We start from the raw sequence: 14,003 nt of genomic DNA, 5'->3' as shown, positions 1-14,003 counted from the left end.
CGGCACTACTCCCGCCACGACGCGTTCCCGCACGCTGGTCGCATGACTGGAAGCGCACTGGAGATGAGGGCCGTGACGAAGGACTACGGCCCGGTCACCGCGCTGGCCGGCGTCGATCTGGAGGTCGGCGAGGGCGAGACGGTGGCGGTGCTCGGCCCGAACGGGGCGGGCAAGAGCACGTTGTTGTCCATCGCGCTCGGCCTGCGCGCCCCCGGCTCGGGCACCGTCAGCGTGCTCGGCCGGGCGCCGCTGGAGGCGTTGCGGGCGGGGCGGGTCGGGGTGCTGCTGCAGGAGTCCGGGCTGCTGGAGGACGTACGGGTGGGCGAGCTCGTGGGGGCCGTCGCCGGGATGTACCCGAAGCCGATGCCGGCCGGGCGGGCGATGCGGGCGGCGGGCGTCGAGGACCTCGCCGGGCAGCACGTCGGGCGGCTGTCGGGCGGGCAGCGGCAGCGGGTGCGGTTCGCGCTGTGCGTGGTGGGCGATCCGGACCTGCTGGTGCTGGACGAGCCGACGGTCGGCCTGGACGTGGAGGGGCGCCGCGCCCTGTGGCAGGAGGTGCGGGCCATGACCGGGCAGGGTCGTACCGCCGTCTTCGCCACCCACTACCTGGCGGAGGCCGACGACTACGCCGACCGGGTCGTCCTGCTGGCCGGCGGCAGGGTCGTCGCCGACGGCTCCGTGGCCACGGTGAAGTCGCTGGTCGGCGGCAACGAGGTGCGCTGCACCCTCTACGACGCGGACCTGTCCGATCTGGAGATCCTGCCGGGGGTGCTGCAGGTGAGCGTGGAGGGCCGGTCCGTGTCGCTGCGCACGAAGGACTCGGACGCGACGCTGCGCGGGCTGTTCGCGATGTTCGACGACGTCAGGGACGTGCGGGTGGAGAGCACGGATCTGGAGAGCGCGTTCGTGAGCCTGACGGGAGGGCGTGGCTGATGGGGGCGTACCTGAGGCTGGAGCTGATGCGCGGCTTCCGCAACCCGGTGGGGCTGGTCATGACGACGTTCTTCCCGCTCGGGCTCTACCTGGTGTTCACGCGGGTGCTCAACGTGGCGCCGCGGGGGATCGGCGACTTCGCGGCGTACACGATGGTGTCGATGGCGACGTACGGCGCGATGGGCAGCGCGCTGTTCATCGGGGGCGCCATCGCGCTGGAGCGCTCGAAGGGGTGGCTGGCGCAGCTCGCGATCACGCCGCTGCCCGCGCACGGCTACGTGACGGCCAAGCTGGTCAGCGGCGCGGTCGCGGTGCTGCCGAGCATCCTCGTGGTGCTGGCCGGCGGGGCGCTGCTGTCGGGCGTGCGGCTGCCGCTCGGCACGTGGCCGCTGCTGGCGGTGCTGATCTGGGTGGGCGTGCTGCCGTTCGCGGCACTCGGCACGGCCTTCGGCTACTCGATCAAGGGGCAGGCCGCGACCCTCGCCATGACGATCGTCTTCTTCCTGCTGGCGGTCCTGGGCGGGCTGTGGCTGCCGGTGGAGGCCATGCCGGCGGGGATGCGCGCGGTGGCCGAGCTCAGCCCGGCCTACGCGGCCGGGTCGCTGGGCTGGCGGGCGCTGGACGGCCTGGCGCCGGCGGGCTCGTCGCTGGCCGTGCTGGCGGCGTGGACGCTGCTGTTCGCCGCGCTGGCCCTGTGGCGTTACCGTCGGGCACCATGACGGTGGCGGAGTTCGATGCCGGCAGGGGCCGGACGGCGGCCCGGGTGGGCTCCGGCGCCTGGTTGCTGCTGGCCGGCTGGCCGCTCTGGTCGTTCCTGGCCACCGGGCCGGGGCCGCTCGCGGTGGTGGCGGCGCTGGGGCTGGTGGCGGTGTTCGCGGCCTGCTGGCTGGTGATCATGTGGCGGATGCTGGGCCCGCGGGCGGGCACGCCGCGGCCGTGGGCGCTGGCGGGGCTGACGGGGTCGGGGCTGGCGCTGCTGCCGCTGTTCGGGGCGCCGTGGGCGTACGTGTCGTTCGTGTTCGCGATCAGCGCGCTCGCCGCGTCGCTGCGCACCCCGGCCTTCGCCGCGGCGGCGGCCGTGACGGCGGCGGTGGAGGTGCTGGCGCTGCTGGCGTCCGGCGCGCCGCCGGCGCAGGTGTGGTGGGTGCCGCTGGTCATCGCGGCGCAGGCCATGGCCGTGTGGGCGATGAAGCACATGGGCCTGCTCGTGGCCCGCTTGAACACCGCGCGCGTCGAGGTGGCGCAGCTCGCCGTGGAGAACGAGCGGCTGCGCTTCGCCAGGGACCTGCACGACACCCTGGGGCACACGCTCACCTCGATCACGATCAGGAGCCAGCTCGCCGCCCGCCTGGCCCCGGCCGACCCCGGGCGGGCGGCCCGCGAGATGACCGAGGTGGAGCAGGCCGCGCGGCGGGCGCTGGACGAGGTGCGGCACGCCATCGCCGGGTATCGCGCGCCGTCGTTGTCGCAGGAGCTGGAGAGCGCCACCCGCAACCTGGGGGTGGCGGGGATCGAGGTGGCGGTCTCCCCCGCCGACGGGCCCATCCCCGCCGCCGCCGAGGCCGAGCTCGCCTGGGCCGTACGGGAGGCCGCCACGAACGTGCTGCGCCACAGCCGCGCCCGCCGCTGCCACATCCGCCTGCGGGTGAACGGCACCTCGGCGGCGGTGGAGGTCCGCGACGACGGCCGCCCCGCCGGTGACGCCGGGGGAAGGGGCGACGGACCGGCCGGGCTGACCGGGCAGGCCGGGCTGACCGGGCAGGCCGGGCTGACCGGGCAGGCCCGCGGAAGGGGCGACGGGCTGAGCGGGCAGGCCGGTGGAAGGGGCAACGGGCTGACCGGGCTGGCCGAGCGGATCGGCGCCGCGGGCGGGCGCCTGGAGGTCGGCACGCTGCCCGAGGGCGGGTACCGCCTGTACGCGCAGGTCCCGGTGGAGACCTCATGATCAGGGTGCTCATCGCCGACGACCAGGACCTCGTCAGGGGCGGGCTGGCCGCGCTGCTCGGCCTGGAGGACGACATCGAGGTGGTGGCGGAGGTCGGCCGCGGCGACGAGGTGCCCGCGGCGGCGCGCGCGCACGACCCCGACGTGATCCTGCTCGACATCGAGATGCCCGGCCTGTCGGGCCTGGAGGTCGCCGAGCGGCTGCGCGACCGCAAGGTGATCATCGTGACCACGTTCGGCCGGCCCGGCTACCTCAGCAGGGCGCTGGAGGCGGGCGTGGCCGGGTTCGTGGTCAAGGACGCCCCGGCCGCCGAGCTGGCCGCGGCCGTGCGCCGGGTGATGGCCGGCGAGCAGGTCATCGATCCCAAGCTGGCCGTGACGGCGCTGACCACCGGCCCGAGCCCGCTCACCCAGCGGGAGGCCGAGGTGTTGCGCGTGGCCGCCGGCGAGCCGACCGTGGCGGCGATCGCCAGGCGGCTGTTCCTGACGGAGGGCACGGTGCGCAACTACCTGTCGTCGGCCATCGGCAAGACGGGGGCGCGCAACCGCGCGGAGGCCGTACGGGTGGCGGAGGATCGCGGCTGGCTCTGACGCAAACACCGCTAGCCTGCCGGATGAGGTGGTTATGCCGGCGTTATGCCGGTCCCACCACACTGAACGGCATTTGAAGATCTTGGGGGGCGCGGTGCGTGTTCTGATCGCCGAGGACGAGCGCATGCTCGCCGACTCGATCGCCGAGGGTCTGCGCGGAGAGGCGCTGGCCGTGGACGTCGCCTACGACGGGGAGTCGGCGCTGGAGCGGCTCGGGGTGCACGACTACGACGTGCTGGTCCTCGACCGGGACCTGCCGGGCACGCACGGCGACGAGGTGTGCAGGGCCGTGGTGGAGCACGGCTGGCTGGTGCGGGTGCTCATGCTGACGGCGGCGTCCGACGTGCGGGCCAGGGTGGCGGGGCTGTCGCTGGGGGCCGACGACTACCTGCCCAAGCCGTTCGCGTTCGAGGAGCTGGTGGCGCGCGTGCACGCGCTGGGGCGGCGGGCGCGAAAGGCGGACCCGCCGATGCTGGAGCGGGCGGGGGTGCGGCTGGACCGGGCCCACCGGCAGGTGTTCCGCGACGGCCGGTACGTGCCGCTGGCCCGCAAGGAGTTCGGCGTGCTGGCCGAGCTGCTGCGGGCCCAGGGCGCGGTGGTGTCGGCGGAGACGCTGCTGGAGAAGGTGTGGGACGAGCACATCGACCCGTTCACGAACACGGTGCGCACGACGATGATGAAGCTGCGCAAGAAGCTCGGCGAACCCCAGGTCATCGAGACCGTGCCCGGCTCGGGGTACCGCATCCCATGAGCGTGCGCATGCGTTTCGCCCTGGCCTGCGCCGGCGTGTTCCTGGTGCTCGGCGTGGCCGTTCTGGCCGTGGTCCACTTCGTGGTGCGGCAGAGCCTCGAGTACCGCAACGGCCTGCTCACGCCGGCGCACATCCAGGTGGACGTGCCGGCGCAATACGGCCCCGGCTGGTTCGAGCGTTTCTCCCAGCAGTACGAGGTCGCCAGGAAGCGGGCCGACCAGGTGCGCGCCGTCTACCAGGCCGACACGCTGGACAACGTCCGCGTCTGGGGCGCCGCCGGCGTGCTGGGCGGGGCCGGGCTCGCCTTCGGGCTGGGCTGGCGGTCGGCCGGATGGGTGGTACGCCCGCTCAGGTCGGTCAACGACACGGCGCAGCGTGTCCTGCTGAGTCAGGACCTGAAGCAGCGGATCGGGTTCGAGGGGCCGCGCGACGAGATCAAGGAGCTGGCCGACACCTTCGACACGATGCACACCCGGCTGGCCCGCTCGTTCGACGGCCAGCGCAGGTTCGTCGCCAACGCCGCCCACGAGCTGCGCACCCCGCTGACGATCAACCGCACGCTGGTGGACGTGGCCGTGCGGCGGCCCGACGCGACCGACGACGTCAAGCGGCTCGGCGAGTCGCTGCTGCTGGTCAACGCCCGGCACGAGCGGCTCATCGACGGCCTGCTCGCGCTGGCCGAGGGCGAGCAGGCGGTGCTGGACCGGCGGCCGTTCGACCTGACGGACGTGGCCGAGCACGTGCTCGACCAGGCGGCGGGCGAGGCGGCCGAGCGGGAGGTGACCATCCACCGGCTGCTGGACTCCGCGCCCACGGCGGGCGAGGCGGTGCTGGTGGAGCGGCTCGTGCAGAACCTGGTGGAGAACGCCGTCCGGCACAACCACCCGAAGGGCGAGGTGTGGGTGACGACGCGCGGGCGGGCCGACCGGGTGGAGCTGGTCGTGGCCAACACCGGGTTGCAGGTGCCGCCGTACGAGATCGAGACGATCTTCGAGCCGTTCCGGCGGCTGCACGGGGACCGGCTGCGGTCGGATCGGGGCAGCGGGCTCGGGCTGTCGATCGTCCGGGTGATCGCGGAGGCGCACGGCGGCACGGTGCTGGCCAGGCCGCGCGACGAGGGCGGGCTGACGATCACGGTGGAGCTGCCCGCCGACGGGTCCGCGCCCTGACCTGCCCGGAGGCGGGACGTCCCGGCGGATCAGGCTCCGGGGCCCGACCCGCCCGGATGCAGGACGTCCTGGTGGATCTCCCACAGGGCCGACTCCGGGACGCCGGACTTGACGAGCAGCTCCCACGTCGCCATCCGGCCGGCCGGGTCGGCGAGCATCGTGCGCAGCAGCGACCGCAGCGCGGGCCGGTCGGCGCCCTCCTCGTGCCACATCGCGCCCAGCGCCCGGTGCATGGCGGGCGAGCGCACCGCCACCGTGCGCAGCAGCTCCTCCAGGATGCCCACGCGGTCGCGGAACGGCAGCGCCTCCCCCTCCCCCAGCGCCCGCAGCAGCAGGTCGAGCAGCCTGCGGTGGCGGGGCGCGTGCCCGGTGGCGACCGCGACGACCACGTCGCCCATCCCGCTGGGCTCCGTGCCGCCGAGCACGACGTCCTCCACGCCGTCCGTGACCACCCGGTGCGCGGACAGGGCGGTGACGAGCCCGGTCCAGCCCTCCGCGCCGAGCTGCCCCTTCCACAGGTGGGTGAGGGCCGACCAGCGCTCCAGGTGGTCGGGCCCGGGCAGGATCGACGAGACCGCGACGGGCTCCTCGGAGGCCGTGACGATGAGCAGGGTGAGGTTGGCCGAGTAGGCGGCCAGGCGGCGGGTCGTCGTGTGCCGCACCGGGCGGAAGCCGGTGAAGTGGCGGCGCGGCCGCTCGTACAGGGCCCGCCGCAGCAGCCCGGCCAGCAGCTCGGCGCAGCGCGCCCGCACCGCGGACGGGACCTCCTCCAGCAGTTCCAGGACGAAACCGACCGTCGGGCCCCGCTCGGCCAGGCACGAGTGGGACGTCACCGCGTACAGCAGGTCGTCGTCCACGGCCTGCACCACGGCCAGCGGCTCGTCACCGGCCAGGCGGCGGCGCCGGTCGAGGTCGCGCAGCGCGTACAGGGTCAGCCAGGCCACCAGGAACTCGCCGAACGTCGAGTGCAGGAACGCGTGGCCCTTCCTGCGCACGAAGAAGAAGCGCTCCGTGGCCTTGCGGGCCCAGTCGACGCGCTCCTCCTCGTCGTCCGGGTCGTCCTCGCCGCCGTGGCACAGGGCGGGCAGGTCGCGGTCGAGCTGCTCGTCGGTGATGACCTGGCTGCCGCGGGCCAGCATGGACAGCGCCACCGCGCCGAGCAGGACCAGCTCCTGGTCGATGGCCACCCGGCGGGCGCCACCGGTCTCGCGTTCGGTGTAGTCGCGCAGCAGCACCTCGTACAGGCGGGCCCTGCTGAGGGGGCCGTGGTCGTGCTGCAGCGCGTTGCCGCCCGCGTCGTAGAGCGCGAGCAGCAGCAGGAGCAGCGGCTGCCTGGCCATCTCGCCGTGGACCAGCGCCGCCTCGGCGGGCAGCGGCTTCAGGTCGCGCCTGGCCAGCAGGGCGCGGTTGGCCTGGTCCCAGATGTCGAGCCACTGGCGTACCTGGTCGTCGTCGAACGGCAGGAGCTGCAGCGCCAGCAGCCCGTCCGGGAAGCGGACGCGGTCGGCCACCACCGTGCGGCTGGTCACGATCACCGCGACCGGCCGCCCGAGCCCGGCCTCCCTGGCCTGGAACTCGCGTACGCGCTCCAGGTAGTCGTAGCGGCTGAGCCCGCCCTGCACCAGCTCGTCGAAGCCGTCCAGCAGGATCACCGGCATCGCGCCGCCGCCCGCCGCCACCAGGTCGGCGTAGGACACCTCCTCGCCCAGCACCTCGCCGACGGCCTGCTCGACCTGCCCGGTCACGTCCGCGCGGGCCCGCACGGCGCGCAGCTCCACCCTGAACGGCAGGAACTCCGACCTGGCCAGCCGGGCGGCCAGCACCTCGGTCAGCTTGGTCTTGCCCGAGCCGGGCTCGCCCAGCACCAGCAGCGGCGCCCGTGTGGCCCGCAGCGAGGTGAGGTGCCCCACGAGGAACGCCTCGGGGTCGGGCAGCAGCCGCTGCCTGTCCCACCAGCTCCGCTCCGCGGGCGAGGACTCGCGGGTCAGCTCCGCCACCCGGCAGCGCGGGGTGAGGTAACCCTCGCCGAGCAGCGGCAGGTAGACGTCCTCCGGCAGCTTGCCGGCCAGCAGGAGCGGCTGGTCGAGGGCGTTCGCGGCCATCCTGACCCGGTGGATCATCGGGCGGTCGCCGACCCGGGGCGGGGCCAGCTCGGCCAGCAGCCACGCCACCCGCGACAGCGCCGTGGCCGGCTGCGGCCGCTCGGTGACCAGGCTACGCACCCCGAACTCGTGGCTGTCGAGCGCCAGCGACCGGTAGTCCTCGTCGTAGATGCGCAGCGCGTGCGCGGTCGGCCCCTCCGACAGCAGGCGGGGCAGGAGGAGCTGGTCCTCCACGGCCAGCTCGTCCCAGACGGACAGGCCGCCGACGTAGCCGGTCATGGCCTCGGACATGCGCACGTAGGCACGTTCCACGGCGGCGCGGGTCTCGCCGTAGGGCACGTGCGGCTCGGGCGTGGGCAGCCGCTCCAGCAGCAGCCCCGCCACGAGCCTGGCGTACCGCTCGGCCGTCGGCACGCCGTGGGAGATCCGCTCTCCGCGATCGAGCTGGTCCAGCGTGAACGGCAGCTTCGCCTCGCCGAGCGCCTCGAACCAGGCCGCCACGACGACCGCGGCGTGCGCCGCCGCCAGCCGCTGGGTGCGGGTGAAGCGGTCCACGCCGCCCTTCAGCTCCGGCATGCGCCGCACGACGTCCTCGCCGTAGGCGATGATGCCGTCGCGCATGTCGCGCAGGCTCGAGGTGAGGCGGGTGCCGCCGGCCAGCGCCCAGCCGGTGCGCTCCGCCTCCGCGGCGAACCCGATCACCTTGACGAGCCTGCCGTCCTTGCATCCGAGAATCCTCAGGGCGTCGGCGTAGCTCGGGGTGTCGATCATGGCCTTCTCCCGGGGACTGGGATGTCCCATCATGCGCTGTACGCCGCGATCCGCGCAGGCTTGTTCGCCAGGACGACCGAGACGTCACCCGCGCGTCACGTTCCTTTCAGGGCCTGTGCGATCTCCGGCAGCGCGGCCGGGTCCTCGATGGTGGACGGGATGTCGTACGGGTCCCCGTCGGCGATGTTCCGCATCGTGGCGCGCAGGATCTTGCCCGAGCGGGTCTTCGGCAGCCTGCTCACCACGACGGCGCGGCGGAAGGCGGCGACGGGGCCGATGCGCTCGCGCACCAGCGTGGCCAGCTCCCGCTCGATCTCCTGCGGGTCGCGCCCGGCGCCGGCCTTCAGCACCACGAACCCCATGGGGAGCTGGCCCTTCAGCTCGTCGGCCACGCCGATCACCGCGCACTCGGCCACGTCGGGGTGGGCGGCGACGACCTCCTCCATGGCGCCGGTGGACAGGCGGTGGCCGGCCACGTTGATCACGTCGTCGATGCGGCCCATGACGTAGAGGTAGCCGTCCTCGTCCAGGTGGCCGCCGTCGCCCGTCAGGTAGTGACCGGGGTAGCGCTCCAGGTAGGAGCGGCTGAAGCGGGCCTCGTCGCGAAAGAGGGTGGGCAGCGCGCCGGGCGGGAGCGGCAGCTTCACGGTGACCGCGCCCTCGACGCCGGGCGGGCAGTCGTCGCCGTCGCCGTCGAGCACGTGCACGTCCCAGCCCGGCACTGGCCTGGTCGGGGAGCCGGGCTTGATGGGCAGCGGCTCGATGCCGACGCAGTTGGCGGCGATCGGCCAGCCGGTCTCGGTCTGCCACCAGTGGTCGATGACGGGGATGCCGAGCAGGTCCGAGGCCCAGTGGTAGGTGTCGGGGTCGAGCCGTTCGCCGGCGAGGAAGAGGTACCGCAGCCCCGACAGGTCCCACTTTTTCGCGAAATTGCCGTAGGGGTCCTCTTTCTTGATGGCGCGGATCGCGGTCGGCGCGGTGAACAGCGTCCGCACCCCGTGCGTGGCCACCACCCGCCAGAACGCGCCCGGGTCCGGGGTGCCGACGGGCTTGCCCTCGTACAGGACCGTGGTGCAGCCCGCCAGCAGCGGCGCGTACACGATGTAGGAGTGGCCGACCACCCAGCCCACGTCGGAGGCGGCCCAGTAGACCTCGCCGGGGGCGGCGCCGTACACGTGGGACATGCTCCAGTGCAGCGCCACCGCGTGGCCGCCGTTGTCGCGCACGACGCCCTTGGGCGAGCCGGTCGTGCCGGAGGTGTAGAGGATGTAGAGCGGGTCGGTCGCGGCCACGCTCACGCACGGGGCCCTGTCCGCGTCCGCCACGGCCCGCGCCCAGTCGAGGTCCCGCCCCTCGCGCAGCTCTGCCACGCACTGGGGCCGCTGCAGGATCACGCACCGCTCCGGGCGGTGCTCCGCCTGCTCCAGCGCGTCGTCCAGCAGCGGCTTGTACGCCACCACGCGCGCCGGCTCGATCCCGCACGACGCCGACAGCACCACCTTGGGCCTGGCGTGGTCGATCCGCACCGCCAGCTCCCTGGCCGCGAACCCGCCGAACACCACCGAGTGCACCGCCCCGAGCCGGGCGCAGGCCAGCATCGCGACCACCGCCTCGGGCACCATCGGCATGTAGATCACCACGGTGTCGCCCGCCGTCACGCCGAGGCCGCGCAGCATGCCCGCCGTCCTGGCCACCTCGTCCAGCAGCTCGGCGTAGGTGTACACGCGGGTGGCGCCGGTGACCGGGCTGTCGTGGATCAGCGCGGGCTGCTCGCCGCGGCCCCGCTCGACGTGCCGGTCCACGGCGTTGTGGCAGGTGTTGAGCCGGCCGTCGGGGAACCAGCGGCCCTCGCCGTACACGGTCGCGGGCGCCACGTCCCAGTCGATCCCGCGGGCCGCCTCGCCCCAGAACTGCTCGGGCTGCTCGATACTGCGCCGGTAGACCTCGTCAAAACCGCTCACCCGTCGATCAGAACAGCCTGCGGCCCCATGGCGCAAGATATCCACGTGAGCGATGACGTGATCCTTTCCGTGGTGGTGGGGTCGAGGGCGTACGGGCTGGACACCGACGCCTCCGACACCGACCGGCGCGGCGTGTTCGTGGCGCCTACCTCGGCGTTCTGGCGGCTGGACAAACCGGCCACGCACCGGGACGGGCCGCTGCCCGAGCAGTTCTCGTGGGAGGTGGAGCGCTTCTGCGTGCTGGCCCTGGACGCGAACCCGACCGTGCTGGAGTGCCTGTGGTCCCCTCTCGTGGAGGTGATCACGCCCACCGGGCAGCGGCTGCGGGACCTGCGGGAGGCGTTCCTGTCCGAACGGGCGCACCGCTCGTTCGCCGGGTACGCCGAGGCGCAGCTCCGGCGGCTCGACCCGGAGCGGCCCAACTGGAAGCAGGCCATGCACATGATCCGGCTGCTGCTCAGCGGGCTGCACCTGGTGCGGCACGGCGAGCCGCTCGTCGGGATGCAGGCGCACCGGGAGCGGCTGCTGGCGGTGCGGCGTGGCGAGGTGCCCTGGGACTCGCTGATCGCCTGGCGGGCCGCGCTGTCCGCCGAGCTGGCGGCCGAACCGGGCGTGCTGCCCGAGCGGCCGGATCGGGAGCGGGTGGAGGAGTTCCTGGTGGGGGTGCGGGAGGAGAACCTGCCGGGGCGGGGATGATGTCGTCCGTGACGTTGGTGGGCCGGGAGGATGCGCTGGCGGCCGTCTCGGAGGTGCTGCTGGGCGGGGCGGCCGGATGCGTGGTGGTCGAAGGGCCGGCGGGGATCGGCAAGAGCCGGCTGCTGGAGGAGGCGGCCGCGGTGGGGCGGTCCGGGGGGCTGGCGGTGGCGCTGGGGCGGGCCACGGAGCTGGATCGGGTGGCTCCGCTGTCCACGCTGTCGCGGGCGGTGGGGGTGCTGGGCGGCAGACCGGTGGGCGGGTCAGGGGACTCGCCCGGGCACGGGGCGTTCCTGGCGATCGAGCGGGCCGGTGAGGCGATCGAGCGGTTCAGCCGCGTGCGGCCGCTGGCGATCGTCCTCGACGACGTGCAGTGGGCGGACGAGCTGACGTGCCTGGCGTTGCGGCAGCTCGTGCCGGAGCTGGCGGGGTCGCCGGTGGTGTGGCTGCTGGCGCGGCGGCCGCTCCCGGAGCAGGAGGCGGTGGACCGGCTGATCGCGGAGGGGGCGCGCCGCGTCCCGCTGCCGCCGCTCGGCCCGGACGAGGCGGCCGAGCTGTGCGCGCGGCTGCTGGGGGCCGCGCCCGGGGCGTCGGTGCTGGAGCTGGCGCGGGCCGCCGGCGGGAACCCGTTCCTGCTGGAGGAGGTGCTGAACGGGCTGCGCGAGGAGGGCCGGATCGCGGTGAGCGACGGCGGCGTGGCGTCCGTGAGCGCGTGGGGCGGGAGGCTGGACCTGCCGGCGGGGTTCGTGGCGGCCGTCGAGCGGCGGTTGCGCGATCTGTCCGGTGAGGCGCGCCGGGTGCTGGAGGCCGGGGCGGTGCTGCGGCGGCCGTTCACCGTGCACGAGGCCGCCGGGCTGCTCGGGGCCGCGCCCGGGGCGCTGGTCGGGCACGTCGAGGCGGCCGTACGGGCGGGTGCGCTGGTCGGCGAGGGCGACCGGCTGGCGTTCCGGCACGACCTCATCAGGGAGGCGGTGTACGGCGGGCTGGCGCCCGCGATCAGGACGGCGCTGCACCGGGAGGCGGCGGCCGTCCTCCGGCGCGAGGGCCGCCCGCCGGCGGAGCTGGCCGAACACCTGCGCCATGGGGCCCGCGTCGGGGACGCGGCGGCCGTCCGCGAGCTCCGGGCCGCCGCCGAGGAGATGACCGCCGTGGCCCCCTCGGCCGCCGCCGACCTGATGCTGCGGGCGCTCGAACTGTCGGGCGGGCACCACCTGACGGGCCAGCACCACCTGCCCGGCCAGGACCACCTGCCGGGCCAGGACCACCTGCCCGGCCGGCACCGCCTGTCGGGCGGGCACCGCGGAGGCCCCGACCCCACGTCCGTCGCGGATGAGCCGCCGGGCGTCGCCGGTGAGCGGACGGCCGGTGCTGGAGGCCCGGCCGCTGAGCCAGGAGCCGGTGAGCCAGGAGCCGGTGAGCCAGGAGCCGGTGAGCTTGCGGCCGGAGCCGCTGCGCTGCGAGCCGAAGGGCTGGCGGCCGGGGTGGTGCGGTTGCTGGCCTCGGCGGGGCGGCTGCGTGAGGCGCGGGAGATCGCGGACGCGCACGGCGCTCCGCGTGGTGCGGCCGAGGCGGCCGGGATCGCGTTCGGGCTGGCGGAGGCGCTCAAGCACGCCGGTGACGACCGGGCCGTCATCGCCCGTACCGGCCGGGTGCTGGAGCTGCCCGGCGTGCCGGTGCGGGAGCGGGCGCGGCTGCTCGCCGTCCGGGCGCACGCGTTGATGATGACGGGCCGGATCGACGCGGCGGACGACGCGGCACGCGAGGCCATCGCGAACGGAGAGGCGGTCACGGGCGGCGGGACGGTCACGGGCGGCGGGACGGTCACGGCCGGCGAGGCAGCCACAGGCCGCGAGGGGATCGCGGCCGGCGAGGCAGCCACAGGCCGCGAGGCGATCGCGGAGAGGGAGGCGGTTCCCGGTGGGGAGGCGTTCGCTCAGGTCGTGGGGTTGCAGGCGCGGTCCACGGTGGCGATCCTCCGCGGCGACCTGGGCCGCGCGCTGCGGTACGCCGAGCGTTCGGTGAGGCTGGCGGACGCGGCGGGCGGGGAGACGGCGCACCGGCATCCGCGGTTGTGGCTGGGGGCCGCGCTGACGGCGCTGGACAGGTTCGAGGAGGCGCAGGAGGTCTATGCGGCGGTCGAGCGGGAGTGCGGCAGGCTCGGAACGGCGTGGGCGCTGCCGTTGCTGCACCGGTTCAGGGCCGAGCTGTTGCTGGCCTGGGGGCGGCTCGACGACGCGTACGCCGAGGCCGAGACGGGGCTGCGGGTGGCGGAGCAGCTCTCGGCGATGGCGCTGGCACCCGCGTTGCTGGGTGTGCTCGGGCACGTGGCGCTGCTGCGGGGCGAATCGGGGGTGGCGCGCGAGCACCTGGACCGGGGACGGGATCTGGCCGGGGACGGTCCGGGTCTGGTGGCCGAGGAGCTGCGGTGGCGGCGCGGTCACATCCCGTCGGCCGCGGTGCTGCCGTACCTGGTGGTGCAGGAGCCGTGGATGGCGGCGCGGTTGCGGGCGGCGGTGCCCGGCGTGGTGGAGTGTGTGCGGGACCTCGCGCGGCGCAACCCGGGCCACGGGTCCCTGGCGGCGGGGGCCGCGCATGCCGAAGGGCGGCTGGAGGAAGCGATCGAGCTGTATCGGGCCGGTCCGCGACCGCTCGGGCTGGCGGCGGCGCTGGAGGAGGCGGGGCGGCGGGACGAGGCCCTGGAGGTGTACCGGACGTGCGGCGCCGTCCAGGCCGCCACGCCCGCGGGCACGATGCTCCCGGGCACGATGCCTTCGAGCGCCGCGCCATCAAGCGCCACACCTCCGGTCGCCGCGCCTTCAAGCGCCACACCTCCGGACGCCGCGCCTTCGGGTGTCGCGTCTTCGGGCAGGGGTTCAGGCGGGGGGTGGGCGGCGTTGACGGCGGCCGAGTTGCGGGTGGTGCGGCTCGTCGCGCAGGGCATGACGAACAGGGAGGCCGCCGCCGCCCTGTTCCTGTCCCCGCACACCATCGACACCCACCTCCGCCACGCCTTCGCCAAGCTGGGCGTCAACAGCCGGGTGGAGCTGACCCGCCAGGCGCTCGTCCACGAGCCACCCATCCCCTGACA

At 74.8% G+C, this 14,003-nt stretch carries 10 protein-coding genes; 8 read left to right on the top strand and 2 right to left on the bottom strand.

Annotated features, from left to right (window positions below; genetic code table 11):
- Nucleotides 1-42: 42 nt before the first annotated feature.
- From AB0I79_RS37855 to AB0I79_RS37830, 6 genes are all read left to right on the top strand, one after another.
- Nucleotides 43-933 (top strand): ABC transporter ATP-binding protein, encoded by an 891-nt coding sequence (locus AB0I79_RS37855; protein ID WP_357884126.1) that lies wholly within the window; start codon nucleotides 43-45, stop codon nucleotides 931-933.
- Nucleotides 933-1,652, top strand: a complete 720-nt coding sequence (locus AB0I79_RS37850; protein WP_357884124.1) for an ABC transporter permease — start codon at nucleotides 933-935, stop codon at nucleotides 1,650-1,652. Before AB0I79_RS37855 ends, AB0I79_RS37850 begins: the two co-directional genes overlap by 1 nt.
- Nucleotides 1,649-2,878, top strand: coding sequence for a histidine kinase (locus AB0I79_RS37845; protein ID WP_357884122.1), 1,230 nt, complete (start codon nucleotides 1,649-1,651; stop codon nucleotides 2,876-2,878). The genes AB0I79_RS37850 and AB0I79_RS37845 overlap by 4 nt, the downstream gene beginning before the upstream one ends.
- A complete protein-coding gene (locus AB0I79_RS37840; protein ID WP_357884120.1) occupies nucleotides 2,875-3,468 on the top strand; it encodes a response regulator transcription factor in 594 nt (197 codons plus the stop codon). The genes AB0I79_RS37845 and AB0I79_RS37840 overlap by 4 nt, the downstream gene beginning before the upstream one ends.
- A 94-nt stretch (nucleotides 3,469-3,562) precedes the next feature.
- A complete protein-coding gene (locus AB0I79_RS37835) occupies nucleotides 3,563-4,219 on the top strand; it encodes a response regulator transcription factor (protein WP_357884118.1) in 657 nt (218 codons plus the stop codon).
- A gap of 8 nt (nucleotides 4,220-4,227) precedes the next feature.
- The gene (locus tag AB0I79_RS37830; RefSeq protein WP_357884116.1) at nucleotides 4,228-5,388 is read left to right on the top strand and encodes a HAMP domain-containing sensor histidine kinase; all 1,161 of its coding nucleotides are present in this window, start codon (nucleotides 4,228-4,230) and stop codon (nucleotides 5,386-5,388) included.
- Nucleotides 5,389-5,417: 29 nt separating this feature from the next.
- Here AB0I79_RS37830 and AB0I79_RS37825 read toward each other — a convergent pair whose 3' ends face one another.
- On the bottom strand, nucleotides 5,418-8,261 hold the full coding sequence (locus tag AB0I79_RS37825; protein ID WP_357884114.1) for a hypothetical protein: 2,844 nt from the start codon (nucleotides 8,259-8,261) through the stop codon (nucleotides 5,418-5,420).
- A 95-nt stretch (nucleotides 8,262-8,356) separates the two neighbouring features.
- On the bottom strand, nucleotides 8,357-10,222 hold the full coding sequence (locus tag AB0I79_RS37820; RefSeq protein WP_357884112.1) for a propionyl-CoA synthetase: 1,866 nt from the start codon (nucleotides 10,220-10,222) through the stop codon (nucleotides 8,357-8,359).
- 45 nt (nucleotides 10,223-10,267) lie between these two features.
- Here AB0I79_RS37820 and AB0I79_RS37815 point away from each other — a divergent pair, with 45 nt between their 5' ends.
- Both AB0I79_RS37815 and AB0I79_RS37810 read left to right on the top strand, forming a co-directional pair.
- A complete protein-coding gene (locus tag AB0I79_RS37815) occupies nucleotides 10,268-10,918 on the top strand; it encodes a nucleotidyltransferase domain-containing protein (protein WP_357884110.1) in 651 nt (216 codons plus the stop codon).
- 8 nt (nucleotides 10,919-10,926) lie between these two features.
- Nucleotides 10,927-14,001: an AAA family ATPase gene (locus AB0I79_RS37810; protein ID WP_357884108.1), complete on the top strand. Its 3,075-nt coding sequence runs from the start codon at nucleotides 10,927-10,929 to the stop codon at nucleotides 13,999-14,001.
- Nucleotides 14,002-14,003 lie beyond the last annotated feature (2 nt).

It is taken from the genome of Nonomuraea sp. NPDC050202 (assembly GCF_040656115.1).
GTDB lineage: Bacteria > Actinomycetota > Actinomycetes > Streptosporangiales > Streptosporangiaceae > Nonomuraea.
This window is presented reverse-complemented; position numbering and strand designations above follow the sequence as displayed.